The following is a 26,364-nucleotide window of genomic DNA, read 5'->3' on the forward strand; positions in this document are numbered from 1 at the left end:
CTTATAACGGCTCACAAAGCCTTGCCCTGATTGGCGTCAAGGCTTGAAGCGGCATTCATTCTTACCATGGTCATGGCCTCTTGGCGCCACTGTTCTCACTCCTTTTGATTCGAGGTATCGACGTGCTCATACGACCTATCACCATTGCTGCCCTTGTGGGGTTCACCTTGCTCACCGCATGCAGCAAAAACGAAGCGGCTTCGGCAGCCTCCACCGCCGCTGCGCCCTCCGCAACTGTGGCTGCAGCGCCCGCACCGGCGCAGGCCGCCGCCGGCGGCGTCGAGAAAGGGGAGAAGGTCTACAAGTCCACCTGTGCGATGTGCCACGGCACCGGTGCCGGCGGTGCGCCGATGTTCAAATCGAAGGACGATTGGGCCCCTCGCATCGCGCAGGGCAAGGACACCCTTTACGATCACGCGCTGCACGGTTTCACGGGCAGCAAGGGCACGATGCCCGCGAAAGGCGGCAATGCATCGCTCAGCGATGAGGACGTGAAGGCGGGGGTCGACTACATGACGTCGAAGGCGACGTAACGACATCGCCCTCGGGTAGGGTTGGCGGCGCTCCGGGTGAGCGCCGTTTGCTTATGCTTGCAACAGCGGGTCGACCAGCACGGCATCGATCACGGCGCGCACGTTGGCCCAGGGTTCCGCGCTCGGGTGGGTCAGGCGATCTTCACGCAGCACGTCCGACGCATCGTGCAGATGGTTCGGGAAGGTGGCGAGGGTGCGATGCAGCGGCGCGGTGTCGATGCGTAATTGCGCATCCCCCCAGCGCCACGCGATTGCGTATTCCGACGCAGCGGGGTAACGCAGTTCGAGCAGAACGCCGTTGTTGAGCGAGACCAGTAAGGCGTCCTGGCACAGCGTCGGGGGTTCCGCCAACACCGCACCGTAGTGCGCCTCCAGTGCCTCTTTGAGTTCGAGGTGCTGCATGATCAGCCTCCCATGCGCGCCAGCAGCGCCTTCAGTTCCGCGGTGACGTCTTGCCTGGCGGTGGCAAGCGCGAGTGAGCCGAGGTAATGCTCATAGGCCGGATGCTCCGGCAAGTCTGCCGCCGCGATACGCGCGAGCAGATCCCCCTCGTCGTTCACCCCATAGGGTTCGAGCAGCTTGCGCCGGCTTTCCCGCAGCTCGTAGGACAAGCGGCTGAGCTGCTCCATCTGAACGGCATCGTCGGGCGGTAGATTGGCAAAGTAATCGATCATTTCGGGTTCTCTGGGGCGGTTACATCTGGTGGTCTTTCAGTACGCCACCGTCGAGCTGTGCCATTTGGGGCGTTATTTCATTGAACTTGTAAACCTTGCCGCCTTGATGTGTAGCGAAGGCGTCCGCATCGGCCTGCGTGGCAAAAGATGCAAACGTGGCGCCCATCGATCCGCGCGCCTTCGATCCCACGACGTAGAACGCTGTGCGGGCATCGATCCAGTGGCCCTGCGGCGTATTCCAGTCTGTCTTGGCCATGTCTTGCACGTACATGGCGCGCATGTGCCGCTGTTGTTCAGGGCGCAGCACGATCGAGAACAGCTCGATGGTGTCGCAGAAGACGTCGGGGGCGCCCTTGTCATACAGAATCTGCGCCTTCGGGCCGGGGAAGTCAGCCACCGTCATGCCGTCGAGGCTGCAGGGCGTATCCCGCGTGAGTTCGATCGGACCGGGCGTAGACGCGGCGCCTTGGCAGCCGGCCAGGACGATTGCGGTGGCGAACAGGGCCGTGCGCGCACGGCGGCGCAGGGCGGATAGAGGAGGTTGCAGTGTGCGTTTCATTTGCGGAATTTCCATGCTGCCACGGCGAGCGGAGCGACGATCCAGGCGGTCATGAGGGAGCCGAGCACGAGCGGGTCTGCCATGCGCTCGGGGAATACGGTCGCCAGACCGTAGAGTGTTCGGACTTCGTCAAAGCTGAAGATGTTGAGGATGCGGAAGATGTCTGCCGGGTTGAGCAGCATCAGGTAGGGCAGGGCGTCCGATCCCAGCTTTCCGCCCGTGGCGATCAGCGCGCCGAGTAGGAGCAGATCGAAGACCAGCACGAAGAAGAACCACAGCGCGATGGCGACACCGCTTGCGCGCGTGCGATCGGCGGCAACGACGGACACCAACAGGGCCAGGCTGAGGAAGGCCATGCCCAGCAGCACTGAACTGAGCATGAAGCCGGCGTAGTGATACATGGCCGCGAGCGGCAGCTTCACGGCCAACAGTATCCCGACCAGCCCAAAGCCGACGATCGTGGAGCACGCCAGCGCGGCCGCTAAGCCGAGGTATTTGCCGAGCAGCAGCTCGACTCGGGTGATCGGCATGGAAAGCAGCAGGTCCAGCGAGCCGCGCTCGCGCTCCCCCACGATCGCATCAAAGCCGAGAATCAACGCAATCAGCGGTACGAGATAGATCACCAGGCTGACCAGGCTGGCGATCGTGACTTCCATGCCGCGCAGCCCGACTTCGCCTTGCTGTGCCGCACCGAAGTAGGCGATCACCAGCGCAAAGGCTGTCAATACGGTGGTCACCGCCAGCACCCACCGGTTGCGGATGCGGTCGTGGAATTCCTTGGCGACGACGATACCGATCTGCCGGGGTTCGAGTGTCAGTTGCATGTCCGGCCTCAAGCAGGTTGGCCGAGGAGCACGTCCTCGAGCGAGGGTTCGCGCAGTTGCAGATCGGCAAGTGTCGCGCCGAGCGTGGATAGCGATTGCAGCAATGGCATCTTCGCCGGCCGCGGGCACAGCACGGTGGCGCGCGATCCATTGATGTGCAGTTCGCATCCTGGCGCGGCCGCCAGCGCGCGTCGCAGGGCGGGCTCGGCATGCTCAGGGCCGCCCGTCAGCCGCAGGTCGAACCACAGCGGCAGGGCCATCGATTCGCGCAATGATTGCACCGTGCCCTGCGCATGCACGCGTCCGTTTTTCATGATCGCCAGGCGGCCCACGCGCTCCTGGATTTCCGACAGGATGTGCGAGGTCAGCACGATGGTCACGCCCTGTGCCTGCAGTTCGCCCAGCGTGCGATAGAAGTCGCGAATCCCCTGCGGGTCCAGGCCGTTTGTGGGCTCGTCGAGAAACAGGAGTGTGGGCTGGCCGAGCAGGGCCTGGGCGAAACCGAGGCGCTGGCGCATGCCCTTGGAATAGCCCCGCACGCGGCGGTCTGCGGCATGGGACAACCCCACGCGTTCCAGCACGCGCGCGCAATCCGTTCGGGGGGCGCGCTTGAGCGCAGCGAAGAATTCCAGCGTTTCCTGACCAGTCAGGTTGTCATAGAACACCACGTTTTCCGGCAGATAGCCAAGGTTGCGCCGCACCGAGCGGAAGGCCCCACTGCTCATGGGCTGGCCTCCAATGCGCACTTCACCCGTGGTGGGCGCCTCCAGGCCGAGGAGCATCTTGAACAGCGTGCTTTTGCCCGCGCCGTTGTGGCCGATCAGGCCGAATAGCTCGCCGGGATGCACCGTCAGGCTCACGTCCGCTACGGCTTCGATCTCACCGTAGCGCTTCACCAGTTGCCGCGCTTCAATCATGCTTGTTCACCCACGCGCGCCAATCATTGCCCCGTGGACGCATGCGGGGGCTGGCGTCGACCACACTGGGTGAGCGCAGCAGCGGGAATTGCTCCGAGATCAGCCTCAACGTCTGTACCGCGGGGCTATTGAGCAGCAGCTTGGCGCTCGGGAAGCGCCACAACAGCCGGTCCATCAGATCGCTTGCGCGATAGGGCACGTCGCCGCGGCCGTCGCCGTTGCGGTCCCATCCGGCATAGTTGCTCCAGTAATTGCCGCTGCGCCCGCCCCAGGGCTCGTCGTGCGTGGCAACGTAGCGCACCTGCTCCTGGTTATCGATGAAATCGTTACCGTCCACCTTGTTGTGAATGGACCCGGCCCAGACGTGCATGCCGACCGTGTTGCCGATGACGAGGTTGTTGCGCAGCACGTTGTATTCGGCGTCGTAGACGAAGAAGCCGCGCAGGTTTCCGGACACCACGTTGTCTTCGATGACCGAATCCTGGATGGTGCGCAGCATGATGCCGTGGTCGGTGTTGCCCCAGGCGCGGTTGCCGCGCACGATCTGGCGGCGCGTCATCATGAGCGCCAGGCCGCCGCGGTTGTGGTAGGACTCGTTGCCCTCCCACAGGTTGTCGTTGGAGTTCATGTAGTGCGTGCCATAGCGCACGTTGTGGATGCGGTTGGCACGAAACAGCGCGTGGTGCGAGACATCGACATAGATGCCGTCACGCGAAAAACTGATCTCGTTGCCGTCGAGCTGCGCCCCCGTCGTGTTGTAGAGCTGGATGCCGTTGCCGCGCTGCGCGGAGGGGTAATCGCGCTTGCCGGTAATCACGTTGCCCACGACGTGCACATCCTTCACGCCCTCGATCCACAGGCCGAACAGGTTGTAGGTGAGCTCGCAGTGTCTGACCGTGGCGCGATCGGCGCCGGGTTGGATGTAGATGCCGGCGTTCTGCGCGCCGAGGTCGTCGCCGCTGTCGCTGACAATCAGGCCATCGATCGTGACGTCCGGCGACACGACGCGGATTACATCGCCGGCAAGGCCGCCGCTGATGGTGGGGCGGTCGATGCCCACCAGGGTCAGCGGTTTATCGATTCGGACCGGGCCTTGATACCGACCGCGCTCGATGATGAGGGTGTCCCCCGCATGCGCGAGCGTGACCGCCTGCGCAATCGAACTGCCGGCACGCACGCGAATCTCTGCACCGCAGGCCGCAGTGCAGACCAGCAGTGCCGAGATCGCGCAGAGGAGCCGGTTCAGTAGAGCCATTTCAGTTGGGGCAGGGATTGCAGCGCCGGCAGCACGCCCACGCCCTTCATGGCAAGGAAGAGGCCTGCGCCAATCAGCAGGTTCTTCATGCCGACATAGGCAGCCATGTCGGCCCAGGAGGCTGTACGCAGCTTGTAACCCCACCAGGCGCCTTCCTTCACATAGGGCTTGCACGCCATGCGCATGACCCATTCGTAGGCGGACCACGCCAACCACCAGCCCAGCACGATGCCGGCGCCAAGCCTGCCGCCCGCACCGAGCAGCCACGCCCAGGTGACCAGCACGGCCAGGCCAATGCCGGCGGCACGGAAGAACAACGGGTGGCTGAGGAATTGCCGGTTCCAGGGGAAGAGGTGGTCGGTCAGCTCGCGACGCAACCGGGCGAGCGTGCCCACCGGAGGCAGCGGCAGCGAAGCGGGCGCCGGTGCAGCGGGTTTGGGCGGCGCGCTTGGCACTGGCTGGATCGGGATGTAGTAGCCGTCGGCACCGATCGGTGTCAGTTTCAAGCCGGCGCTCGTGCGGTGCTTGCGCTCCTTGACCAGCGGAGGGCACGCATGATCGTCGTAATACATGACCATGCAATCCAGGCACAGCAGGCATTCGCGCTGGTCGATCTTGCCGTCGCGTCCGATGGCTTGCGATCCGCAGCCTGCCTCGCAGGCGCGGCAAGGGCCGCATTCCTGCTTGCGTTTCAGACCCCACCACCGGAACGTTGACGGGATGGCGAGCGAGGCGCCCAGCGGGCACAGGTATTTGCAGAATGGCCGCTCGATGAACAGGGCGGCGACAGCCAGCACGCTCCAGAACGTGACGAAGGGCCACGTCCGGTTCCAGACGCCGACCAGGAACGTGGTCTTGAACGGCTCGATCTCCGCCAGCTTCTCGGCGGTGCCCATCGAGTAGAACGACATCCCGAGCAGGCCGGCAAACACGCCGTACTTGATCCACTTGAGCTTGTCGTGCAGCGCCTTGGGCAACTGGAACTGGAAGCGCGCAAGGCCAAGTTTGCCCCCCACCTTGTAAAGGATCTCACTCAGCGAGCCGTAGGGGCACAGCCAACCGCAGAACATGCCGCGGCCCCAGAAGAACACGCTGATGATGATGAACCACCAGAACAGGAAGATGAACGGATCGGACAGGAACAGATCCCACCGCCACTTGAAGAGAATGGCGTGGAACCATGTCAGCACCTGCGTGATGGACGGCTGCGCCATGAGATGGAATCCAGCGAAGCCGATGCTCGTGGTCCACAGCGCGTACTTGGGCCAGGAGACCCAGCGCTTGTCCTTGCGCCTGGAGCGGCGCACCAGCGTGTCGCGCGACGCGTATACCGCGCCCGCGCCAATCAACAGGAGGGCGAACAGGCCAATCTCGACGGCGCGCGCCTTCCAGATCTGCAGCCAGGGCGGAGCGGGGCGGTCGTACTGCGGCCGCCCGCCAACCAGCTCATCCGCCGGGAGCCAGTATTCCTGGTCGAAGCTTGTGAACGTCTTTGCGCCGGTTTCCGCGTCCAACTTGTTGGCCAGGAACACCAGCTTCCACGGATACGCCGACGAAAACCCCGGGCTGCGGATGATGAAGATGCCTGATTCGCGATACTCAGGCGCACCGGTTGCGCGGATGCCGTAGAGGTTCTGGTAATCGAGGTCCCGGAAGGTGAAGGTGTCGGTATCCTGGGCGACCTGGATGCGGTCGAAGATGCCCCCGCGCACGAAGCCGGAGCCTTTGAAACTTTCCGTGCCGTTCGACGCGATGAAGATCGCGTGTTCGCCGGGCTTCAGGCTCGACATGAGCGATGCATAATTCGCGTCGCCCAGGATGCTGCGCCCTACGACAGGCGCACTGATATCACCGAACACCATGTCCACGTAAGGCTGGCCGCTGGCTTGGAGCCCAACGTCTTCAGGGTGCACGGTCAGGCGCTGCACCGCGCCCTGGTCGAGCAGTGCCTTCCAGCTCAGCGGTTGATTTGCCGGCGTGAATTTCGCCTGGGCGCGCCGCTTGGGAGCGATGATGCCGGCCTGTTCGGCCACGGCCTTGCCGCTGCGCAGGATGACCTGATTCTCGGACATCACCGTCACGGTCGCGCCACTGATCGCGTCGAGTTCGACGGCGCCCTCGCTCACGGCGTGGGATTTGCCGATCTCGATGCTCCCCCCAACGAACTTGCCGACGTATTGCGAGGTGAAGTGCGTCAGTTGGGTTTCTGGAATGCCCAGCAGAAGGATCGGCTCGGAATGTCGCAGGACCTTGACGCCCGTGATCACGCCGTGCGCATCCATGCCCATCAGGGTAATGATGGGTTTGCCCGAATAGCCGGGCATGTCCACGATGTCGGTCGACAGGAACGCATAGCCGACCAGCTGGCGCTTGCCCGCAATGTCGCGATAGCCCTCTACGTAAGGAGGGTGCCCCTTGCGCGGAGAGAAGCTGCTGGCGCCAGGCAGCACGTCCGTGCAGGGCACCATTGCGCACAGGTTCGGGTCGGTCGATAAACCGGCGGGCAGCGGCGCCTCATAAGCCATGCCGCTGATGCCCGCCAGCGCGGACGTGTCCATCGCACAAGTGGCGGCAATCACCGCCAATCGTGAGAACAGGTGTTTCATACGTCCGCCTTCTCCCTTACGCCTCTACAAGCATGCGCGAGCGCATTTCCAGGTGCAGCGCGTGACAGAAGTTGGTGCAGTAGCACCAGTAGACCCCGGGCTTGTCGACCTTGAAGGTGACCGACTTGGTTTCCTGCGGGTTCACGATGAAGTTGATGTTGTACTTCGGGATGGCGAAGCCGTGGGTCAAGTCCTCCACCTTGTCGAGGTTGGTGAGGATGATCGTCACCTCATCGCCCTTCTTCACAGTGAACTCGCGCAAGCCAAAGGCAGGTGCCTGCGAGGTCAGGTAGACCGTCACCTGCTTGCCCTTGCGCTCGACGCGGCACTCCTTCGGGTCTTTCACCGCGTGCGGGAACTCATCGATGTTGTAGACCTGACGCGTCTTGATGATGTCGCGGCGGATGACGATCGAGTCGTGCGGCTCGGAATAGACCGCATGGTCTGCCACGAGCTTCATCTTGTCGCCGGAGATGTCGATGAGCTGAGCCGTTTCCGGGTGCAGCGGGCCGACCGGCAGAAAGCGGTCTTTCGAGAACTTGTTGTCCGAGATGAAGAACTTGCCATCCGGTTCCTTGGTTTCGCCCATCGAGGTGAAACCGTGGCCCGGCTGGTAATTGACGTCGATGCGGTCCACCACTGGCACAGCGGTCTTGTCGCCCTTGAACGCCTTGATCGCCGCTTCGAGGTTCCATTTGACGATCTGGCTGTCGAGGAACAGCGTTGTATAGGCGTTGCCGCGGTTGTCAAAGCCGGTGTGCAGCGGGCCGAGGCCGATCTCGGGTTCGGCGACGACGCAGTCGCGCGGCTCCTTGAGCTCGCCGTTGAACCACTTCAACACGAGGTCGTGCTCGATCAGGGTTGCCGTCGGCGACAGCTTGCCGGAACAGGCGTAGTACTTGCCGTCCGGGCTGGCATTCACGCCGTGCGGGTTCTTGGGCACGGGCACATAGCAGGTCAGCGCGGTCTTCGGGTCGGTGTTGGCGGCTTTGGTGCCATCGACAACAGGGACTTTCGAGGTGCCGATGGTGAAGGTCTTGCCGGCTTTGACCGCGGCTTCGATCCGTGCCACGTTGAAGAACACGCACGCGTCGCGCTCGGCGGACATCATCTCTTCGTAATGCACGCCGCCTTCGGTGTTGTACTGGTTGGAAGCAGCGAGCTTGCCGTCATACGACGTGGCCACCAGGTCCATGTTGCCGTCGACCTTGACCTGCCAGCGGGGCTCCATCGTCTCGGCGTCCACGCAGGTGAACAGGCAGAAATACTTCTTCGGGTCGTTCAGGTCGCGGCCGTCATTGGGCTGTGGAATATGGAACTCGTTGCCGCAGAACACGCGGGTGGTGTGGTTGATCTTGTCATCCACCGGGTCCCGCTTGTCCGGGAAGACGCCATGGAAGCCCTGGACGTTCGGCAGTTCGACGATCTTGTCGCATTCCATCGTGTCCATGCGCACCCGGGCGAGCCGGCTGTGGATCTTGTCGTTGACGAAGATGTATTTCCCGTCGTACGTGCCGTCGGTATAGGACGGATGCACGTGATGGGTATCGCCGGTCCAGTACTTGAGCGTGCCGTCCGGGTTGGTGCCCATGATCTTCTTCGATTCGTTGGTGATGCCCCAGCCCACCAGGCAATCGATGTTGAAGACGGGGATGCGCTTGAAGCAGCGCCCCGAAGGCAGACCGTAGATGCGAACCTCACCCGAGTGGCCGCCGCTGGAGAACGCGTAGTACGTGTCCAGCTGGCCGGGCGGCACTTCGTACTTGCTGTAGTCGACGCCGCCGGCTGCGCTCGCTTTGCCATCCGCCGGTGCCGCTGCCGCAGGCGCGTCCTTGTCCGTGCCTTTGTTGCAGGCTGCCAGGCCGGCGGACAGGCCCACGCCGACCAGGCCCGCCGCCGTCCGGTTCAGAAAGCTGCGTCGTGTCGGACTGACAGGAATCGGATTCTCGAAATCATTTTTGGATTGGCTCATCTTTTACGCTCCCTCAGAATTGGAAACCACATTAACAAACCGTCAATTTTTGCTATTGATAGCCATCAAAGGTCATGGAAAACCCATCCATTCGAATTGAATTGCAATGGCTCCTATTCGATTGACCATTGGAAATTTGAATAACCTATTTTTAATGAGGCTATTCGGATATGAATGAATGTGACGATGCCGTTGCGCTTTGTGCGGGTTGCGGAGTGGATCAGGTGGATGTGACAGGGCGACCGCCCAGCGCAGCAAACGCGGTTGTCATCCGGTCTCGATGACGGCCATCCACATCGCGCAGGATGAAATAGGCGGCCAGCCCGAGTTGCTCGGCCGCCTCGAGGCCGCGCTCGGGGCCCAACACAATCAGCGCCGTAGCGTATGCGTCGGCAATCGCACACTGCGATGCGACCACGGTGACGGAAGTCAGGCCATTGGCGATTGGGCGGCCTGTACGTGGATCGATCTCGTGTGAGTAATGTTGCCCATCCTGCTCGAAGCAGATGCGGTAATCACCCGACGTCGCCATGGCCAGATCGCGCAATGGCACGATGAACCGGGCACGGCGCGGTAGCGTCCGCTGAGGCTCTTCAATACCGATTTGCCACGCGCGCCCGTCATGGCGCCGGCCCTTGGCGCGCACCTCTCCACCCACCTCGACCATGTAATCGGAGATGCCAAGCGCGTCGAGCGCGATGGCCGCCTGGTCGACACCAAAACCCTTTGCGATGGCCGATAGATCGGCATAAACGCGAGGGTCGGCTTTCGTGGCGGTACGCGTGCGCGGGTCGATTTCCAGTGCGCCGGTGCCGACTGCGCTCTTGAGCATCGCCAGCTCGTACGGCGTTACCACACGTTGAGCCTTTTCCGGCCCGAAGCCCCACAGGTTGACGAAGCTCCCGGCGGTGACATCGAACGCGCCATCCGTTGCGAGGCTCACTGATCTCGCCATCTGCAATACGCTGATCGTGTCGGCGGACAACGCTAAGGGGCGCCCGCCCGCATACCGGTTCAGTTGCGACAGTTCCGAGTCCGCCCGATACGTTGACATGCGTTGGTCGACTCCCTGTACAGCCGCATCCACGGTAGCGCGCGCCGCATCGAGCAATGCCGTGTCATCAAGCGATGCAAGCGCGAGCCGGACGTGATATGTCGTGCCCATCGTGTCGCCGTCGAAGGCATAGCGATACCGCACGGGCGGTGCGCTCGCGGCCGGACTGGCGGTCCAGCGCAGCGTGTGCGCCAGGCCGGTGGGCCCGATATTCGGCAGGGTTCCACGGAGGGGCGGAGTGCAACGGTTCAAGATTTCACCGCACATATCAGAAGCGGCCGATGGTAGCGCGACGCCTGCAACACAGATTGATGCGTATCAATTGACCGGAGTCCCCGTGGCTGGAATTGATGCAAATCAAGTATTGCGGATGCATTTTTTATCCACAATGCGATGTCAGGTATTTTTTTGGGCGCTTTTTTGCTATGCAGAAACAGGAAATGCAAATACCGGAAAGAAGCGCTGATTTAAAAAATGGCGACAGCAATGCATGCCCTCGATCAATCGGGAAGATGGGCAGCGCCGTTATGCTCGACACCCCGGCCTTGGCTGGCTGTGACTGCCAATGGGTTCGTCCATGCCACGCCACGGTGTCTTCGTTCCGTCTCTGGTCAGTGGGGCAGCCGCAACGGCTGGCTTCCCTTGGAGCTTTCACTGGTGATCCGTCGCTGTCACTTTCCGTCCAGCGCAGTCTTTGCCTGCGGTACCCGCGCCGTTCGATGGAGCGGGCCATGACGACGCGCCGCCCGCTGTTGGCAATGGGCGCAGTGCTTGCAACGCTCTGGTCTCTCTGGTGGTTCGTCGGGCGTACAGCGCTCCATGCCGAGCCGCAGTTACCTGACGAGATCTGCTTTGTCGCGCCGGCCGTGCCTTACGATCCGCGCTCCGGATTGCAGCGGGATGCCCCGCGACCGGTTCCCGCTGGCGCCCGTTGCCCCGTCTGCGGGGTCTTTCCCTCTCGCCATCCCGAGTGGGCTGCGCAACTTATTTTTGCCAACGGCGATGCGTACTTCTTCGATTCACCGCTGAGCCTGTTCATCTACCTGCGCAACCTGCAGCGCTATGCACCAGGGCGTGAGGCCGCGGAGGTTGCGGCCAGCTACGTGCATGCCACGGGCGACGGCGGTTGGGTTCCGGCACAGCAAGCTGTTTACGTGTGGGGATCGACGGTCCCGGGACCCATGCGGCGCGGCAATCTTCCCGCGTTCCGGAATCCGGCGGATGCGCGGCAGTTCATCGCGCGCAATGGCGGCATGGTGATGCGTCCGGCGGATATCACGGCCGAACGGTTGCAGGATCTCGAGCCGCACCGCATGCATCGCGCGGCAGATCGCATCTAAGGGGTCCGGTGTGTCTGTGCAGCCATGGGCCGACCGTCCCGAGCCAAAGGGGGAGGCAGGCGGCGCTGGCACCCCGGGGTCTGAGGCGCTACGGCCGAATGACGGCGAGCTCCAGCAGCGGCCACTGTGCGGGATGGACCCGGGGAGCGTCGCTCAGCCGACACGATTGGTGCCGGCTTTTTGTTGATAAGCGTGCTTTCAAGGCGTCTTCTTTGCGCTTCGATGGGCTGATCGGGTCGGGATAATGCGATCGTCCATGTCCCCCTCGCACATCCGGCATGTCCGAAGAAAGCGATCTCGAAAAAACCGAACCCGCCTCTCCGAGGCGCCTCGAGCAGGCGCGCGAGGAAGGCGATGTTCCCAGATCACGGGAACTGGGTTCGTTCGCCCTGCTGGCCGTCAGCGCCGGCGGGCTGTGGGTGATGGGCGAGTCGATCGTGCGTGCCGCGTCGGCGTTCCTGGCGCGGTGCCTGGAATTCCACCGTTACGACTACACGCGCGCGCAGGACCAGTGGACCTATGTGGCCGCGCAGTTCACGCCTTTGGCCGTGGTGCTGGGCGGGCTGCTGGTGCTGCTGGTGCTGGCCGCGCTGTCGCCGCTGGCGCTCACGCGCGGGGCGATTTCCTTCAAGCCGCTGACGCCCGACATCACGCGCCTGTTCAAGCTGCAGGGCCTCACGCGCATGTTCTCGGTCGAAGGCCTGCTCGAGTTGCCCCGCCTGCTCATCAAGCTGGCGTTGGTGGCGGGGGTCGGCTGGTGGCTGATCCGGCATTACCGGGCGGACTTCATCGAATTGCCGCAGCAGGACCTGCGCACCGCCATGGGCGACACCATGCACGTGGCAGGCGTGGCCTTCCTGTGCATGGCGGCCGTGATGCTGCTGGTGGCTGCCGTCGACGTGCCGTTGGCGCTGTGGCAGTACGCCCGCAAGCACCGCATGACCAAGGAGGAAGTGCGCAAGGAGCATCGCGAATCCGAAGGCGACCCGCACGTCAAGGGCCGTATCCGCGCGATGCAGCGCCAGGTGGCCCAACGCCGCATGATGGCCGACGTGCCCAAGGCGGACGTCATCGTCACCAACCCGACGCACTACGCCGTGGCACTGCGTTATTCCGAGACGGAGGGCGGCGCACCCCGTGTCGTGGCCAAGGGCGCCGACATGGTGGCGGCCAAGATCCGCGAGCTGGGGACCGAGCACAAGATCCCGATTCTGGAAGCGCCGCCGCTGGCCCGTGCGCTGTATCGCCATACCGAGATCGGCCACCAGATTCCGGAAGCGCTTTATGCGGCTGTTGCCGAAGTGCTGGCCTACGTCTACCAGCTGCGCCGCCTGCATCAGGTGGGTGGCCGTGCCCCGGTGCGCCCGACCGACCTGCCGGTGCCGGCCGATATGGACCCAGGGCCACAGCCCGGCCCGGACGACGAGCCCGAAGACGCATAAAGCGTCGCCTGTCGAGCAAAAAGCTCCATGCGCCGAGCTCCGAGCTTGGATCGCCGAGCAAAAAGCTCCATGCGTCGAGCTCTGAGCTCGGCTCGCCGAGCAAAAAGCCTCGCGCGCTGAGCTCCGAGCTCGGATCGCCGAGCACAAAGCTCCAAGCATCGAGTTCAGAGCTCGGGCTGCCGAGCAAAAAGCCTCGTGCTCGACACTTTTAGCTCGGCGAACGGCTGTTTGAGGCTCGCGGATGTCTCGCTTGGCGCGCAGTTTGGGCCAGACGGCGCCAATGGCCGCTTCCGCACCCCCCGGTGGGAGGGTATTTCAAAGAAAAGCCGCCTTTTGAGCGGCTTTCTCGCTTCTTCGATCTGGCAGCTTGCCCGGCAAGATGGCATCCATCGAAAAGCCCCCCGCTGCCCGTCATCCATGAACGCCGCACTGCTCCGAGTTACCGACATCCTGCGCCGGGGCGACTACCGCTCGGCCGCCGGTCCGGTTCTCATCATCCTGATTCTGGCGATGATGGTGCTGCCGCTGCCGCCGTTCATCCTGGATCTGCTGTTCACGTTCAACATCGCGCTGTCGATCATCGTGCTGCTGATCAGCATGCACACGCTCAAGCCGCTGGATTTCTCGTCGTTCCCGAGCATCCTGCTGATCACCACGCTGATGCGGCTGTCGCTGAACGTGGCGTCCACACGCGTGGTGCTGATGGAAGGCCACACCGGCCCCGACGCCGCCGGCAAGGTGATCGAAGCCTTCGGCCACTTCCTGGTGGGTGGCAACTACACCGTTGGCATCGTGCTGTTCGTCATTCTGGTGATCATCAACTTCATGGTGATCAGCAAGGGCGCGGGCCGTATTGCCGAGGTCAGCGCGCGCTTCACCCTGGACGCAATGCCCGGCAAGCAGATGGCCATCGACGCCGACCTGAACGCCGGCCTGATCCGCGAAGACGAAGCCCGCAAGCGCCGTACGGCCATCGCGCAGGAAGCCGAATTCTTCGGTTCCATGGACGGTGCCAGCAAGTTCGTGCGCGGGGATTCGGTGGCGGGTATCGCCATCCTGCTCATCAATATCGTGGGTGGCCTGGCCGTGGGCGTGCTCCAGCACGGCATGGATATCGGCCACGCGGCCACCAACTACACGCTGCTGACCATTGGCGACGGCCTGGTCGCACAGATTCCGGCGCTGGTGATCTCTACCGCGGCGGGCATCATGGTCAGCCGCGTTTCCACCGATAAGGACGTCGGCCAGCAACTGTCGAGCGAGCTGTTTGCCATGCCGCCGGTGCTGATGACCACCGCCGGCGTGCTGGGCGTGCTGGGCATGGTGCCGGGCATGCCGCACATCCCGTTCGTGCTGTTTGGCGGCGGCCTGGGCTACCTGGGCTGGTACCTCAAGAAGAAGCGCGAAGTGCCCGAGGTGGAGCCCGTGCTGCAGGCCATTGCCCCGGTGGATACGCCCGAGGCGAGCTGGGACGACGTGTCGTGGGTCGACGTGCTGGGCCTGGAGATCGGCTACCGCCTGATCCCGCTGGTCGACAAGAGCCAGGACGGCGAGCTGCTGCGCCGCATCAAGGGCATCCGCAAGAAGTTCACGCAGGACATGGGCTTCCTGGCGCCGGTGGTGCACATCCGCGACAACCTGGAGCTGGGTCCGTCGTCGTACCGCATCACGCTCAAGGGCGTGGAGATCGGCCACGGCGAGGTGCAGCAGGGCAAGTTCCTCGCCATCAACCCGGGTGGTCAGGATGGCCGCCTGGGCACCCAATTGCCCGGTACCCCCACCGTGGACCCGACCTTCGGCCTTCCGGCCATGTGGATCAGTGCCGATGTGCGCGACCGCGCCCAGGCCGAGGGCTACACCGTGGTCGATTGCAGCACGGTCATCGCCACGCACGTCAATCAGTTGATTTACACCCATAGCACCGAGCTTCTCGGCCGTTTGGAAGTGCAGCAGTTGCTCGATCATTTGGCCAAGGAAGCACCGAAGCTGGTCGAGGACGTTGTGCCCAAGCTGTTGCCCGTCGCGACCGTGCAGAAAGTGCTGCAGAACCTGCTGGACGAAGGCCTGCACATCCGCGACATCCGCACCATCGTCGAGACGCTGGCGGAACACGGCGGCAGGACGCAAGACCCCGCCGAACTCACCGCCGCCGTGCGGATCGCGCTGGGCCGGGCGATTGCCCAGCAGCTCTTCCCGAACAAGACCGAAATGCAGGTCGTCACGCTCGACCCGAATCTGGAGAACATCTTGGTGCAAAGCGTCGTTGGCTCGAATGCCGGCCCGATCGAACCGCAACTGGCCGATTCGCTCATGCAAGCGGCTGCGGATTCGTCGCGTCAATACGAACAGATGGGTCAGACGGGTGTCCTGCTGGTGCCGCCCGCGCTGCGTCCGATGCTTGCCCGCCTGTTCAAGCGTGCCGCACCGAGCCTGCGCGTGCTGTCGCACGCTGAAATTCCAGATCACCGAACGATTAAGGTTGTCGCCATGCTTGGAGGCCGCGCATGAAAATGCATCGATTCACCGGACTGACGTCGCGCGACGTGCTGCGCAAGGTCCGCGACCAGTTGGGCGATGACGCGCTGATTCTGTCGAACCGCGCCGTGCCGGGTGGTATCGAAGTCATTGCGGCCTCCGATACCCATCTGGATGCGCTCATCGATACGCAGTCGATGGCGCCCAGGACTGCCCAGCGTCGTCCGATGGCGCCTGCGCCTATTCCCGAGCCCGCTCCGGTCGCTGAAGCGGTCGCGCAAGCGCCTGCCGAGGAACCGGCTCAGGCCGAGACGGCCGCGCCGGCTGTGGCCTCGAATGCGCTGGCCCGCCTGCGCAACCGCTTCATCGCGTCGCGTCGCAACACCGTGCAGGAGGACGCGCCCGCCGGCCAGGCCAAGCCCGCGGGCAGCACGCTGCAGACGCGCGTGGATGATGACGTTGCACTCGATACACCGGCGGACGATCCGCTGTTGGCGTCCACCCGCATGCTGGCGGGCCTGTCGCTGGACCGCGCCACCCAGGATGCGGCCGAGACGCTGGCCAGCACGGCGCAGTTCATTGCCCGCCGCACCGTTGTGCAAGAGGAAGAACCTGCCGAGTCGGTCAAGCGCACGGCGGCCCGCCGCGAGCACGATGAGAAGCCGGCCACGCTTCGCAGCCTCGCCGAGCGCGTCGAAGCACAGGCGCGTGCCGCACGCACCGAGTTGCAGGCCGAGGCCCGCAAGCCTGCAGACATCTTCGTCCGCATGGAAGACACGATGGCCAAGCCGGAGATCGTGCGCGATGACATGAGCCTGCAACGCTCGGCCATCCAGGCGGATTTCAAGGCCGAGACCGATGCCATGACCCGCCGCATGGTCGGCGAGATCGAAACGCTCAAGAGCACGCTGAACGACGCCATGTCGAGCCTGGCCTCGCTGGGCGTGAAGCTGGGCGACCCGGTGCGTACGCGCCTGTTCCAGACCATGCTCAACGCAGGGTTCTCGGCGCAGCTCACGCGCTACGTGCTGGAGAACATGCCGCAGCACGACTCGTATGAAGGGGCGCTGGACTTCGTGCAGCGCGCAATCGAAAAGAACCTGGCCGTGGTACCGGACGAAAACAGCCTGCTCGACCAGGGTGGCGTGTTTGCCCTGATGGGCCCGACCGGCGTGGGCAAGACCACCACGACCGCCAAGCTGGCCGCGCGCTTCGTGCTGCGCCATGGCGCATCGCGCGTGGCGCTGCTCTCGACCGACAGCTACCGGATCGGCGGCCATGAGCAACTGCGCATCTACGGCAAGATCCTGGGCGTCTCGGTGCATGCCGTGAAAGACGCGCAAGACCTGAGCCTGGCGCTGAACGACCTGCGCGAGAAGCACGTCGTGCTGATCGACACCATCGGCATGAGCCAGCGCGACCGCGCCGTGTCCGAGCAGATGGCGATGCTGCATGCCGTGGGCCCGTCGATCAAGCGCCTGCTGCTGCTCAACGCTGCCAGCAACGGCAAGACGCTCGATGAAGTGGTGGGTGCCTACCGCGACGCTAACCTGGCCGGCTGCATCCTGACCAAGATCGACGAGGCCGCCTCTGTGGGCCACGCGATGGACGTGATGATCCGCCGCCGCCTGCCGCTGCACTACGTGTCGTACGGTCAGCGTGTGCCGGAAGACATTGCGGTGCCCAACAAGAAGCTGCTCATCCACCGCAGCTTCCGCGCGGGCGCGGAGCAGTCTTCGTTCGCACTGGATTCGGATGAGTCGCTGCTGGTGGCGCAAGGTGCCGCGCGCAGCCGCGAACCCGGCCTCGCGGCTTTCGATTTCGCCTGAAAAGGGGGCGACCATGACGATGCCATTCGTCAAAGACCAGGCCGCCGGGCTGCGCCGCATGCTCGGCCAGGCCACCAGCCGCCGCGTGCTGGTGATTGGCGCGCAGGAGCAGGTCGATGACTTTGTCGACAACCTGCGCATCGCGCTGTCTGCGATGGGCCGCGACGCGGCCGTGGTGAGCGCGCAAGCCACGCTGGCCGTGGCCGGCATGCTGGAGCAGCACGACGACACGGCGGACGTCACCCTGGTGGCCGCGCATTTCGGAACGCGCGCGCTGAGCACCGTGGCCGAAGCCTGCGATGACGTGCTGCTGACCTTCTCCGATAGCCCGGAAGGCATCAAGAGCGCGTACACGCTGCTCAAGAAAACGGCCGTGCTGCAAGGCAGCGCCGGCATCCGCACCGTGGTGTGCGGTGCGCATTCGGTGGATTCCGCCGTACGCGTGTTCAGTAACCTGGCCAACACCGTCGGCCAGTACCTGAACACCCGCATCGATTTTGCCGGCTACCTCCCCGAGGATCGGCACGTTGAACTGGCGCTTTCGCTCGGCAAGGCCGTGGCCAGCGCGTTTCCCGCATCGCCCTCGGCCGTGGCCTTCCGCCAGCTTGCCGAGGAGATGCTGAGCTGGGCCAGCGCCGAGGCCCAGGCCGGCGAGGGCGAGACGCCGTCGCGGGTAGTGGTGTCGGCGCAGACACAGACGACGTCGATACCGACGCCCCGCGCCTCTGCGCGCGCGGCCGAGATGGTTTATTGAGGCGCGGCATGAACGAGGCGCCAAAGGCAGGCATGGATATGTACACCGCAACCGGTCGCAAGACCAAGTCCGACGAGATGGCCACGTACGCACCACTGGTGCGCCGCATCGCCAACCAGATGATGGTGAAGCTGCCGGCCAGCGTCGAGCTGGACGACCTCATCCAGGCCGGCATGATGGGCCTGCTCGATGCGCTGTCACGCTACGAGGAAACGCAGGGCGTGCAGTTCGAGTTTTACGCGGCCCAGCGTATTCGCGGCGCCATCCTGGACGAACTGCGCGGGTCCGACTGGCTGCCGCGCGGTCTGCGCCGCAACGCCCGCACGATCGAGCAGGCGATCCAGAAGCTGCAGCAGCAGAAGGGCCGGGCGCCCACGGAAACGGAAATCGCCGCCGCGCTCGGCATGTCGCTGGCCGAATACCAGAAGCAACTGGTCGACCTGCAAGGCAGCCAGCTGCTGTATTACGAAGATTTCGACCGCGAAGACGCCGACGCCTTCATCGAGAACCGCGCCGCTGAAAACGGCGCCACCCCGCTGGACCAATTGCTCGACCACGACCTGCGCGAATCGGTGGTGGCCGCCATCGAAGGGCTGCCCGAGCGCGAAAAGCTGATGATGAGCCTGTACTACGAGCAGGACCTGAACCTGCGTGAAATCGGCGCCGTGATGGGCGTGTCGGAGTCGCGCGTGTGCCAGATCCACAGCCAGGCCATTGCGCGCATCCGCGCCAGGCTGCGCGACCGCGCGTGGCTGCCGACGCCGACCTGATATCGCCCACCATCCCACTGCCAGTTGCCTAATGCGCGGCCAGCGAGTCACCTCGCGGCCGCGCTTTTTCGTTGGGCGGCGCCGTGGCAAGGCGCGCAGCGGCGGCATCCCGCACCCATGTCTGGCCATGCCGCAACAGGCAGGTGCGAGGCACGCTGCTCGATTCCCGAGGCGTATCGACTTTCACGGGGTGCAGGCGCAGCCGGGCGCCGGACAGGTTGATCAGCGCGCACATGCATTTCGGAACGCAAAATATGTACACAAAAGATGCTGCGAATTGTTGACAGGATGAATGGCCGCCGCCAAGATGCCGGCAAATGCGCGGCATCACGCCGCGCAAATGTCGGCAGACCGAGTACCTTGCCCCGTCTGCCTCAGCACGCTCCCGGCACGTACACGGGGGCGGCCCCTGGAGACAAGACCATGCGCCAATCCCCCGGCCAACCATCGCCTGCTTCGGCGCCCCGCGTCGATCCCGTCAACGAACGTCTGCCGCTGCCCCGTCTGTTTGCGCTGGGGCTGCAGCACCTGCTGGTCATGTATGCCGGCGCAATTGCGGTCCCGCTGATTGTCGGCAATGCGCTGGGCCTGTCCAAGAGCGATCTGTCGTACCTGGTCAATTGCGACCTGTTTGCGGCGGGTATCGGCACGCTCATCCAATCGCTCGGGTTCCTGATCTTCGGGATCCGCCTGCCGGTCATGATGGGCGTGACGTTTGCTGCGGTGGCACCGATGATCGCCATTGGTGTGGAGCCCGGCATGGGGCTGCCCGGCATCTTCGGGGCGTCGATCGTCTCGGGCGTGTTCGGCATCGCCATTGCGCCGCTGATGGGCCGGTTGCTGGGCCTGTTCCCGCGCGTGGTGACGGGCACGGTCATCATGCTGATCGGCTTTTCGCTGCTGAGCGTAGGCATCAACTGGGCCGCGGGCGGCCAGCAGATGATTCCGCAGGTGGTCGACGGCGTGAAGCACATGGTGCCGAACCCGGCGTTCGGCGATCCATTCGGCCTGGCCATCGCAGCGCTCGTGCTGGTGACGATCCTGCTGCTGACGAAGTTCGGTAACGCACTGCTGTGCAATATCGCGGTGCTGCTTGGCATCGTGACGGGCACCCTGGTGGCGGCGGCGTTTGGCAAGGTGTCGCTGGCCGATGCGAGTGCCGCGCCGCTGATGACGCTGGTGACGCCGTTCCACTTCGGCATGCCGAAGTTCGAGTTGTCGGCCATCATCTCGATGTGCATCGTGATCGTGATCACGCTGGTGGAATCAACCGGCATGTTCCTCGCGCTGTCGCACGTGGTGGGCAAGCCCATCTCGCGCAACGAACTCACCAACGGCCTGCGTGCCGACGGTCTGGCGACGGTGGTGGCGGGGGTGTTCAACACGTTTCCGCATACGTCGTTCTCGCAGAACATCGGGCTGGTGTCGATCACGGGCGTGCGTTCGCGCTATGTGGCGGCCGCCGGCGGGTTGCTGCTGATCGTGCTGGGGCTGTTTCCGAAGCTGTCTTACGTGGTGGCTTCCGTGCCGCAATACGTGCTGGGCGGCGCGGGCATCGTGATGTTCGGGATGGTGGCCGCAGCCGGCATCCGCATGCTGGGCATGGTCGACTTCCAGCAGCAGCGCCACAACCTGTTGATCATCGCCGTATCGGTCGGCTTTGGCATGATGCCGACGCTGGCGCCGGCGTTCTTCCACCACTTTCCTGACTGGACGCACCCGATCACCCACAGCGGCATCGTGCTGGGCACGCTGGTGGCCGTGGTGCTCAACGCCTGGTTCAACGGCATTCGCGGCTCGCACGAAGTCATGCACGGCGCGGCCGCCGCGGCGCACTGAGTACCGCATCCCTTGCACACGCAACACCCCGCTTTCAGGCGGGGTGTTTTGCTTTGGCGACACCATGTTCTGCGCAAGCGTTTGCCGCGCCAGCGTGCCGCACGACGCATGCGTTTTCACCGTTCTGCAAATAAAGCGCTCTACGGTGTCCCGATCTTCCGGGGATGGGGTATGCCATGCAGGCACTGGTAGGACGATTTGAAAAAACCGCGGCGGGGCGCAGCGAGATCGCCACGCGCGGCGGCACGTTGTGCCGCTCGAGCCGCGCACTGCTGATCATGGTCGATGGCCAGACAGACGCCCAGGCGCTGGCAGCGCGTGCCGGCCAGCTTGGCCTGGAGGCCGGCGCGGTGATCGCCTTGCTGGAGGCTGGGTTCATCCAGCGAGCCGATGCCGCGCAAAGCGCACCGGTGGCTGGGCCGCCCACGCCCGTCCAGACGGCCATCACGCCGCACCGCAAGCGTTCGGTGGCTGCAGCGCGCATGTATCTGATGGACATCGCCGCGCGCACGTTCAGTTCGGTCGAGCATCCGATCCGCATGCGGCTGGTCGAGGCCACTGACTGCGCTTCTGTGGAATGTGCATTCGAAGCGCTGGTGGCTGCATTGCGCGAGGCGACCTCGGCGTCGATGGTGGAACAGGTCGAGTTATCGTTCCCGGGCTTTTTGCCGGCCGAGGAAAACCGCCTGCTGAGTTGAGCGTGTCCGGCATCGGCAAACCGGCGCGCCACTTATCTGGGTCAGGGCCGGCTGCCGCCACCGCTCTCCGGATACCCACGGCCTCCGCACGGTTCGGCATGCGCCGACGGTGCTGAGAGAATCGCAAAGGTTCCGATGGTGCCGCCAATCACCGTCAACAGGGCAACGGCGAGCAGGAAACTTTTCATCACGCGTTTCATGGCTACCCCCTGGGTGGCAGGCGTTATCGCTTGAAGTGTAGTTCGCGCTAAGACCAGAACAAATGCGAGCGCCCATCAGATGCCGCGATGCATCACTCGAATGCGTGTGAGGATTATCGTGGTCGAGCGGCAACGAACCATCGCTGGTTCGTCGAAGCCATGCTGTGAAAAGGCCTCGCTGGCAGCTCGTGGGGACTTGGCGATCGTGCGAGCACATAAGCGGTTCGACCCACCAGAGGCAGAGTTCTCTTTTCGCCGTGCTCGAATTGCAAGTCGAAGGCGAGGCTGCAGTCCTTACCTGTGCGCGTTTGGCTCATTGCGAAAATGTGAACTAAGCCTAGTCACAGGGTCGGCCAAGAATCGCTGCCGCTGCCTGCAGACGATTGTCAATGAACGTCAAGCAGCTATCCAGGGGGCTTTGCCTTAACGCGCGCCAGTGGCCCTGCTGCTGCGCTTCAACCGAGTTGTTTGCTTAGCCCAGCGACGCTGTCATGCACGCAAGGAGGTGTGTGGCCGCGCCTTCCAGGTGCCCTTGAAGCCTCCGAACGGCCTGCTCTGTTTCGCCTCGAGTTAGATGCTTCACGATAGCGTCATGTTCGCTCAGCCAACGAGGTTTCTTTACCGGCATCGTGGCGTAAGCGCTGATGAACAGGACACACGTCCGACGCAGGGCTTCGATCATGGCAAGCTGGCGCTGCCGTCCTGCGAGTTGATAGATCGTCCGGTGAAACGCCCAGTCGCCATCCGCCCAATCAGGGCCGCCAGCGTCCAGATCGGACTTGAGGCGCACGCGGTCGATCTCTTTAAGGGCGTCCGGCGTCATAGCTGCTGCGGCTCGCTGAAGGCAGTCACACTCCAACAGGATGCGCAGGTCATATATCTCGCGAACTTCGCCAGGAGTCAGGCTAATGGTTTTGGCGCCACGATTGACCTCAATTTCTACCAGCCCCTCACCGGCCAGGATGCGTAATGCATCCCGAATAGGAATTCGGCTGACACCGAATCGCTGGGCAAGCTCGACCTGGGACAGATCAGTCCCGGGGCGCAGAACACCAGTCATTAGCTCGCCTCGCAATTCGCTGGCTATCGTTTCCGGCGTCATTGTCGTGCACCTCGTCATTGCTTTTGCTAAAAAGGTATTGTATACATGTATACAGATATACTTCAAGGACAACAGATGGCCAAAAACCATGATTACACAGCGGAGATTGTCTGGACGGGCGACCGCGGCGAAGGAACAAAGACCTATCGAGGCTATGATCGCACTTGGCGTATTACAACGCCGGGCAAGGTGCCTATTGCATGTTCTAACGACCCGATGCTCGGAGGCGACCCTTCCAAGCCCAATCCGGAAGATCTGCTTCTGGCGAGCCTTTCTGCCTGTCATATGCTCTGGTATTTGCACCTAGCAAGTAACGCAGGGATCGTCGTGAAGCGGTATGAGGACACTCCTCTTGGGGTTGGCGAGACCGGATCGCGCGGCGAGGGACGTTTCATCAGGGCTGCGCTTCGACCCAAGATCGCGGTGGAGCGCGGCGCGGACCTGGCAAAGGCCGATTCGCTGCATCATGAAGTCCATCATTTTTGCTTCATTGCGCGATCTGTCAATTTTCCGATCAGCTACGAGGCAACCTATATCGAAGTCTGATCCACGAACCACGTGCGCGAGGCACGCTGTTCGCTTCGAGAAGAAGAGGGCATTCGCGCTACTCTCGATAGCGCTGCCCGACTGCCTTAACGTCACGAATGAACAAGAACTACCTGTTGGACAACGCGCGGCCGGAAGCGGGGGCCCGCTTCAAGGCTATTTCGACTTTGTTTGATCGCTGGACGTTCGCGCAAATTGAGGCGCTCGGCATAGCACCAGGGTGGCGCTGTTGGGAGGTCGGTGCAGGAGGCGTCAATATTCCTGAATGGCTTGCGGCCCGCGTCGCACCCGCTGGCCGGGTGTTGGCAACGGATATCGATACCGTGTGGGCTTCCACCGCGACTTCGCAAGGGGTGGATGTTCGCCGCCACGATGTCGCTAAAGATCCACCGCTATGGACCGAACTCGATCTCGTGCATGCCCGGCTTGTGCTCGTCCATGTTCCCGAGCGTGAGCGGCGAGCACTTCGTCATATGATCGCTTCCCTCAAGCCCGGCGGCTGGCTTTTGATCGAGGACGCCGATCCAGCGCTGCAATCGTTAGCGTGCCCTGATGCGCATAGCAGCGAATCATTGCTCGCGAACAAGATTCGCGATGGTTTCCGGCGCTTGATGAAGGAACGTGGCGTCGACCTCAGTTATGGCCGCAAGCTTCCCCGATTGTTGCGCGATGCCGGCCTCACCGATGTGGCGGCGGAAGCTTTTTTTCCTGTGACGCACTCCGCAGGGGCAATCCTGGAGCGCGCAACGGTGGAAATGCTCCGCCCCCAGCTTTCTGCCGCATCGCTAGCCACCGAGGAGGAAATTGAACGCCATCTTGCCAATCTGGATGCAGGGGGTGTGGACCTTACAACTGCTCCGTTGATCTCGGCTCGAGGGCGCAAGGCGCACTGAATCTTATACCAAGGAGAAAGCGCCCCGAAGGGCGCTGTCACTGCGGACTTTATCCGGTGAAAAACGTAAAGGGGTACTCCGTCATCGTGCGGCTCGTAATGGCGTGATCACGCTGCTCGCTGCGCAACGTCGTCCTTCAGCAGGCCACGCGCCCGCTGGTTCGACTTGAAGATGTTGTCGCGCACCGGCATCGCACCGGTCTTTACGCTGTGCACCCATTCCTGGGTCGACATCACCGCCGCAAAGCGCGATTGCAGCACCACGCAGAACACCCGGTGGATATCTTCGGCGCTCGCGAAGCCGGCCTGGTTTTGATACGGCACCGTGCCGGATGCATCGTGCAGAAACTCGACCGCCGTGCCATTGTGCAGCGCATGGTTGATCGTGGAGGCATCGCAGTTGTGTGTCATGTAGCCGACCACCGTGAGCGTGTCGATGCCGCGCGCCTGCAGCCATTGCGCCAGGTCGGTCTCGGGGTAGGCGCTCGGCAGTTGCTTGCGCATGTAGTGATCGCGCGGGCGCGACGCCACCACCGGATGCAGCTGCCAGCCATCGGTATCGATGGCGAACAGCGGCGAGGTGGCCGGCGAGGTCTGCTGCACGACGATCACGGGAATGCCCGCGGCGCGCGCCGCATCCATCGCCATGCCGATGTTGGCGACACTCTGCTGCGGGTCCGGATACTCGATCGGCAAGCCGCCGGTGAAATATTCGTTCTGTACGTCGATGACGATCAGGGCGCGCTTGGGGGTGGCATTTGCAGTCATGACAAGGCTCCTTCAGGTGAGTGGGACCGGGCATTTGCTTGAGCCCGTGGACAGCATCTTCGTCGATGGCTATCCTTCCGCATAGTGGCCCGGAAGACATTCAGCGAAAGAATCGGGCCAAACAACGGAGTCGCCATGCCACCCAGGGAAATCGCCGTTCTGGCCTTCAACGACATCAGCCCGTTTCACCTTTCCGTGCCGTGCCTGGTGTTCGAAGACCGCGTCAGGGCGGGGCTGCCGTCCTACAACCTGCGCATCTGCGCCGGCGAGCCCGCCCCGAAGGGCGGTCTGCGCACCACCGCCGGTTTTGCGGTGCAGACCGATCTGACCCTACAGGACGCGGCTCGTGCTGATGTGCTGATCGTGCCCTCGTGGCGCAGCGCGCAGGAGCGCCCGCCAGCGCCGATGGTGGACGCCGTGCGTGCCGCATATGAGCGTGGCGCCACGGTGGTGGGACTGTGCCTGGGCGCGTTCGTGCTGGCAGAGGCGGGCGTGCTGGAGGGCTTTGAGGCGACCACGCACTGGAGCGCGGTCGAGGTGTTCTCGCGCCGCTACCCGCGCGTGAAGCTTGTGCCGGATGTCCTGTATCTGGATGCCGACGACGGCCGGCTGGTGACGTCCGCCGGCACCGCGGCGGGGCTGGACTGCTGTCTCCACCTGGTGCGGCGCTGGCACGGCGCGGAGGTGGCCAACCGCGTCGCGCGGCGGCTGGTGGTGGCCCCGCATCGGCAGGGCGGGCAGGCGCAGTACATCGAGCAGCCGTTGCACGACGCCCCGGGCGGCGACCGCTTATCGGATCTCCTGAACTGGACGGTGGCGAACCTGGGCGAGCCTCACACGCTCGACTCGCTGGCCGAGCGCGCCGCCATGAGCCGCCGCAATTTCACCCGGCGTTTTCGTGAGCTGACCGGCACGACGGTCGGCCATTGGCTGCTTGGGCAACGCCTGGCCTATGCGCAGCGCATGCTGGAAACGACGCGCCAGCCTGTGGAGTCGATCGCGCAGTTGGCGGGCTTCGGCAGTGCGGTGTCGCTGCGGCAGCATTTCAGCCGGGTGTACCACACGTCGCCGAGCGCTTACCGTGCGATGTTTGCGCAGGCCTGACGGCAGAATGCGACGCCCGCGGCATCACTTGCTCAGTTCATGGCCGATGACTGCGCCGGCTGCGGCACCGCCGATGGTGCCGGCCGGACTATGCGTGAGTTCGTGACCTGCCACGCCGCCCGCCACCGCGCCGCCTGCCGTACAGGCCGCGAGCGCCGGGGTCAGCACGGCCATGGCACATACCAGCACTGTTTTCCATCTGTTCATGATG

At 63.7% G+C, this 26,364-nt stretch carries 25 protein-coding genes; 12 read left to right on the plus strand and 13 right to left on the minus strand.

Annotated elements, in window-relative coordinates; translation table 11 throughout:
* The first annotated feature begins 89 nt into the window (after positions 1 to 89).
* The gene (locus R2N03_RS10545; RefSeq protein ID WP_428984394.1) at positions 90 to 533 is read left to right on the plus strand and encodes a c-type cytochrome; all 444 of its coding nucleotides are present in this window, start codon (positions 90 to 92) and stop codon (positions 531 to 533) included.
* Positions 534 to 584: 51 nt separating this feature from the next.
* Here R2N03_RS10545 and R2N03_RS10550 read toward each other — a convergent pair whose 3' ends face one another.
* From R2N03_RS10550 to R2N03_RS10590, 9 genes are all read right to left on the minus strand, one after another.
* The gene (locus tag R2N03_RS10550; protein WP_316657519.1) at positions 585 to 935 is read right to left on the minus strand and encodes a toxin-antitoxin system TumE family protein; all 351 of its coding nucleotides are present in this window, start codon (positions 933 to 935) and stop codon (positions 585 to 587) included.
* A 2-nt stretch (positions 936 to 937) separates the two neighbouring features.
* The gene (locus R2N03_RS10555; RefSeq protein ID WP_316657520.1) at positions 938 to 1,207 is read right to left on the minus strand and encodes a hypothetical protein; all 270 of its coding nucleotides are present in this window, start codon (positions 1,205 to 1,207) and stop codon (positions 938 to 940) included.
* Between the two features lie 19 nt (positions 1,208 to 1,226).
* Positions 1,227 to 1,766, minus strand: a complete 540-nt coding sequence (locus tag R2N03_RS10560; RefSeq protein WP_316657521.1) for a nitrous oxide reductase accessory protein NosL — start codon at positions 1,764 to 1,766, stop codon at positions 1,227 to 1,229.
* Complete coding sequence (locus tag R2N03_RS10565; protein WP_316657522.1) at positions 1,763 to 2,590, minus strand: ABC transporter permease; 828 nt, start codon at positions 2,588 to 2,590, stop codon at positions 1,763 to 1,765. Before R2N03_RS10565 ends, R2N03_RS10560 begins: the two co-directional genes overlap by 4 nt.
* 8 nt (positions 2,591 to 2,598) lie before the next feature.
* The gene (locus tag R2N03_RS10570; RefSeq protein ID WP_316657523.1) at positions 2,599 to 3,507 is read right to left on the minus strand and encodes an ABC transporter ATP-binding protein; all 909 of its coding nucleotides are present in this window, start codon (positions 3,505 to 3,507) and stop codon (positions 2,599 to 2,601) included.
* A complete protein-coding gene (locus R2N03_RS10575; RefSeq protein ID WP_316657524.1) occupies positions 3,500 to 4,762 on the minus strand; it encodes a nitrous oxide reductase family maturation protein NosD in 1,263 nt (420 codons plus the stop codon). The genes R2N03_RS10570 and R2N03_RS10575 overlap by 8 nt, the downstream gene beginning before the upstream one ends.
* Positions 4,750 to 7,368, minus strand: coding sequence for a 4Fe-4S binding protein (locus tag R2N03_RS10580; RefSeq protein ID WP_428984384.1), 2,619 nt, complete (start codon positions 7,366 to 7,368; stop codon positions 4,750 to 4,752). The genes R2N03_RS10575 and R2N03_RS10580 overlap by 13 nt, the downstream gene beginning before the upstream one ends.
* Before the next feature lie 16 nt (positions 7,369 to 7,384).
* Positions 7,385 to 9,340: a TAT-dependent nitrous-oxide reductase gene (gene nosZ, locus R2N03_RS10585; protein WP_316657525.1), complete on the minus strand. Its 1,956-nt coding sequence runs from the start codon at positions 9,338 to 9,340 to the stop codon at positions 7,385 to 7,387.
* 220 nt (positions 9,341 to 9,560) lie between these two features.
* Complete coding sequence (locus R2N03_RS10590; protein ID WP_316657526.1) at positions 9,561 to 10,646, minus strand: FAD:protein FMN transferase; 1,086 nt, start codon at positions 10,644 to 10,646, stop codon at positions 9,561 to 9,563.
* A 98-nt stretch (positions 10,647 to 10,744) separates the two neighbouring features.
* Here R2N03_RS10590 and R2N03_RS10595 point away from each other — a divergent pair, with 98 nt between their 5' ends.
* From R2N03_RS10595 to R2N03_RS10630, 8 genes are all read left to right on the plus strand, one after another.
* The gene (locus R2N03_RS10595) at positions 10,745 to 11,734 is read left to right on the plus strand and encodes a nitrous oxide reductase accessory protein NosL (RefSeq protein ID WP_316657527.1); all 990 of its coding nucleotides are present in this window, start codon (positions 10,745 to 10,747) and stop codon (positions 11,732 to 11,734) included.
* Positions 11,735 to 12,012: 278 nt separating this feature from the next.
* On the plus strand, positions 12,013 to 13,176 hold the full coding sequence (gene flhB / locus R2N03_RS10600) for a flagellar biosynthesis protein FlhB (protein WP_316657528.1): 1,164 nt from the start codon (positions 12,013 to 12,015) through the stop codon (positions 13,174 to 13,176).
* Positions 13,177 to 13,593: 417 nt separating this feature from the next.
* Positions 13,594 to 15,684: a flagellar biosynthesis protein FlhA gene (gene flhA, locus R2N03_RS10605; protein WP_316657529.1), complete on the plus strand. Its 2,091-nt coding sequence runs from the start codon at positions 13,594 to 13,596 to the stop codon at positions 15,682 to 15,684.
* Positions 15,681 to 17,480 (plus strand): flagellar biosynthesis GTPase FlhF, encoded by a 1,800-nt coding sequence (flhF, locus tag R2N03_RS10610; protein WP_316657530.1) that lies wholly within the window; start codon positions 15,681 to 15,683, stop codon positions 17,478 to 17,480. Before flhA ends, flhF begins: the two co-directional genes overlap by 4 nt.
* A gap of 13 nt (positions 17,481 to 17,493) precedes the next feature.
* The gene (locus R2N03_RS10615; protein ID WP_316657531.1) at positions 17,494 to 18,234 is read left to right on the plus strand and encodes a MinD/ParA family ATP-binding protein; all 741 of its coding nucleotides are present in this window, start codon (positions 17,494 to 17,496) and stop codon (positions 18,232 to 18,234) included.
* 8 nt (positions 18,235 to 18,242) lie between these two features.
* Complete coding sequence (locus R2N03_RS10620) at positions 18,243 to 19,004, plus strand: RNA polymerase sigma factor FliA (RefSeq protein WP_316657532.1); 762 nt, start codon at positions 18,243 to 18,245, stop codon at positions 19,002 to 19,004.
* A 423-nt stretch (positions 19,005 to 19,427) separates the two neighbouring features.
* Positions 19,428 to 20,843 carry a nucleobase:cation symporter-2 family protein gene (locus R2N03_RS10625; protein ID WP_316657533.1) on the plus strand — a complete coding sequence of 472 codons (1,416 nt, stop codon included), beginning with the start codon at positions 19,428 to 19,430 and terminating at the stop codon, positions 20,841 to 20,843.
* A gap of 176 nt (positions 20,844 to 21,019) precedes the next feature.
* Positions 21,020 to 21,541, plus strand: a complete 522-nt coding sequence (locus tag R2N03_RS10630) for a hypothetical protein (protein WP_316657534.1) — start codon at positions 21,020 to 21,022, stop codon at positions 21,539 to 21,541.
* Between the two features lie 41 nt (positions 21,542 to 21,582).
* Here the strand turns inward: R2N03_RS10630 and R2N03_RS10635 are convergent, their stop codons facing one another.
* Complete coding sequence (locus R2N03_RS10635; RefSeq protein WP_316657535.1) at positions 21,583 to 21,741, minus strand: hypothetical protein; 159 nt, start codon at positions 21,739 to 21,741, stop codon at positions 21,583 to 21,585.
* Between the two features lie 472 nt (positions 21,742 to 22,213).
* A complete protein-coding gene (locus R2N03_RS10640) occupies positions 22,214 to 22,843 on the minus strand; it encodes a GntR family transcriptional regulator (protein WP_316657536.1) in 630 nt (209 codons plus the stop codon).
* 75 nt (positions 22,844 to 22,918) lie between these two features.
* Here R2N03_RS10640 and R2N03_RS10645 point away from each other — a divergent pair, with 75 nt between their 5' ends.
* Both R2N03_RS10645 and R2N03_RS10650 read left to right on the plus strand, forming a co-directional pair.
* Positions 22,919 to 23,389, plus strand: a complete 471-nt coding sequence (locus R2N03_RS10645) for an OsmC family protein (protein ID WP_316657537.1) — start codon at positions 22,919 to 22,921, stop codon at positions 23,387 to 23,389.
* A 98-nt stretch (positions 23,390 to 23,487) separates the two neighbouring features.
* Positions 23,488 to 24,282: a methyltransferase domain-containing protein gene (locus tag R2N03_RS10650; protein WP_316657539.1), complete on the plus strand. Its 795-nt coding sequence runs from the start codon at positions 23,488 to 23,490 to the stop codon at positions 24,280 to 24,282.
* 107 nt (positions 24,283 to 24,389) lie between these two features.
* On the opposite strand, the gene R2N03_RS10655 is transcribed toward R2N03_RS10650, so the two are convergent.
* Positions 24,390 to 25,049 carry a cysteine hydrolase family protein gene (locus tag R2N03_RS10655; RefSeq protein WP_316657540.1) on the minus strand — a complete coding sequence of 220 codons (660 nt, stop codon included), beginning with the start codon at positions 25,047 to 25,049 and terminating at the stop codon, positions 24,390 to 24,392.
* Positions 25,050 to 25,184: 135 nt separating this feature from the next.
* On the opposite strand from R2N03_RS10655, the gene R2N03_RS10660 reads away from it, so the two are divergent.
* Positions 25,185 to 26,153: a GlxA family transcriptional regulator gene (locus R2N03_RS10660; RefSeq protein WP_316657542.1), complete on the plus strand. Its 969-nt coding sequence runs from the start codon at positions 25,185 to 25,187 to the stop codon at positions 26,151 to 26,153.
* A gap of 24 nt (positions 26,154 to 26,177) precedes the next feature.
* Here R2N03_RS10660 and R2N03_RS10665 read toward each other — a convergent pair whose 3' ends face one another.
* The gene (locus R2N03_RS10665; RefSeq protein WP_316657543.1) at positions 26,178 to 26,360 is read right to left on the minus strand and encodes a glycine zipper 2TM domain-containing protein; all 183 of its coding nucleotides are present in this window, start codon (positions 26,358 to 26,360) and stop codon (positions 26,178 to 26,180) included.
* Between the last annotated feature and the right edge of the window lie 4 nt (positions 26,361 to 26,364).

Source organism: Ralstonia condita (assembly GCF_958405655.1).
Classification (GTDB): Bacteria; Pseudomonadota; Gammaproteobacteria; order Burkholderiales; family Burkholderiaceae; genus Ralstonia; species Ralstonia condita.

Coding starts and splice junctions, on each gene's coding strand:
- R2N03_RS10550 (WP_316657519.1), bottom strand. CDS start 935: ATGCAGCACCTCGAACTCAAAGAGGCACTGGAGGCGCACTACGGTGCG.
- R2N03_RS10555 (WP_316657520.1), bottom strand. CDS start 1,207: ATGATCGATTACTTTGCCAATCTACCGCCCGACGATGCCGTTCAGATG.
- R2N03_RS10560 (WP_316657521.1), bottom strand. CDS start 1,766: ATGAAACGCACACTGCAACCTCCTCTATCCGCCCTGCGCCGCCGTGCG.
- R2N03_RS10565 (WP_316657522.1), bottom strand. CDS start 2,590: ATGCAACTGACACTCGAACCCCGGCAGATCGGTATCGTCGTCGCCAAG.
- R2N03_RS10570 (WP_316657523.1), bottom strand. CDS start 3,507: ATGATTGAAGCGCGGCAACTGGTGAAGCGCTACGGTGAGATCGAAGCC.
- R2N03_RS10575 (WP_316657524.1), bottom strand. CDS start 4,762: ATGGCTCTACTGAACCGGCTCCTCTGCGCGATCTCGGCACTGCTGGTC.
- R2N03_RS10580 (WP_428984384.1), bottom strand. CDS start 7,368: ATGAAACACCTGTTCTCACGATTGGCGGTGATTGCCGCCACTTGTGCG.
- nosZ (WP_316657525.1), bottom strand. CDS start 9,340: ATGAGCCAATCCAAAAATGATTTCGAGAATCCGATTCCTGTCAGTCCG.
- R2N03_RS10595 (WP_316657527.1), top strand. CDS start 10,745: ATGCAAATCAAGTATTGCGGATGCATTTTTTATCCACAATGCGATGTC.
- flhB (WP_316657528.1), top strand. CDS start 12,013: ATGTCCGAAGAAAGCGATCTCGAAAAAACCGAACCCGCCTCTCCGAGG.
- flhA (WP_316657529.1), top strand. CDS start 13,594: ATGAACGCCGCACTGCTCCGAGTTACCGACATCCTGCGCCGGGGCGAC.
- flhF (WP_316657530.1), top strand. CDS start 15,681: ATGAAAATGCATCGATTCACCGGACTGACGTCGCGCGACGTGCTGCGC.
- R2N03_RS10615 (WP_316657531.1), top strand. CDS start 17,494: ATGACGATGCCATTCGTCAAAGACCAGGCCGCCGGGCTGCGCCGCATG.
- R2N03_RS10620 (WP_316657532.1), top strand. CDS start 18,243: ATGAACGAGGCGCCAAAGGCAGGCATGGATATGTACACCGCAACCGGT.
- R2N03_RS10625 (WP_316657533.1), top strand. CDS start 19,428: ATGCGCCAATCCCCCGGCCAACCATCGCCTGCTTCGGCGCCCCGCGTC.
- R2N03_RS10630 (WP_316657534.1), top strand. CDS start 21,020: ATGCAGGCACTGGTAGGACGATTTGAAAAAACCGCGGCGGGGCGCAGC.
- R2N03_RS10635 (WP_316657535.1), bottom strand. CDS start 21,741: ATGAAACGCGTGATGAAAAGTTTCCTGCTCGCCGTTGCCCTGTTGACG.
- R2N03_RS10640 (WP_316657536.1), bottom strand. CDS start 22,843: ATGACGCCGGAAACGATAGCCAGCGAATTGCGAGGCGAGCTAATGACT.
- R2N03_RS10645 (WP_316657537.1), top strand. CDS start 22,919: ATGGCCAAAAACCATGATTACACAGCGGAGATTGTCTGGACGGGCGAC.
- R2N03_RS10650 (WP_316657539.1), top strand. CDS start 23,488: ATGAACAAGAACTACCTGTTGGACAACGCGCGGCCGGAAGCGGGGGCC.
- R2N03_RS10655 (WP_316657540.1), bottom strand. CDS start 25,049: ATGACTGCAAATGCCACCCCCAAGCGCGCCCTGATCGTCATCGACGTA.
- R2N03_RS10660 (WP_316657542.1), top strand. CDS start 25,185: ATGCCACCCAGGGAAATCGCCGTTCTGGCCTTCAACGACATCAGCCCG.
- R2N03_RS10665 (WP_316657543.1), bottom strand. CDS start 26,360: ATGAACAGATGGAAAACAGTGCTGGTATGTGCCATGGCCGTGCTGACC.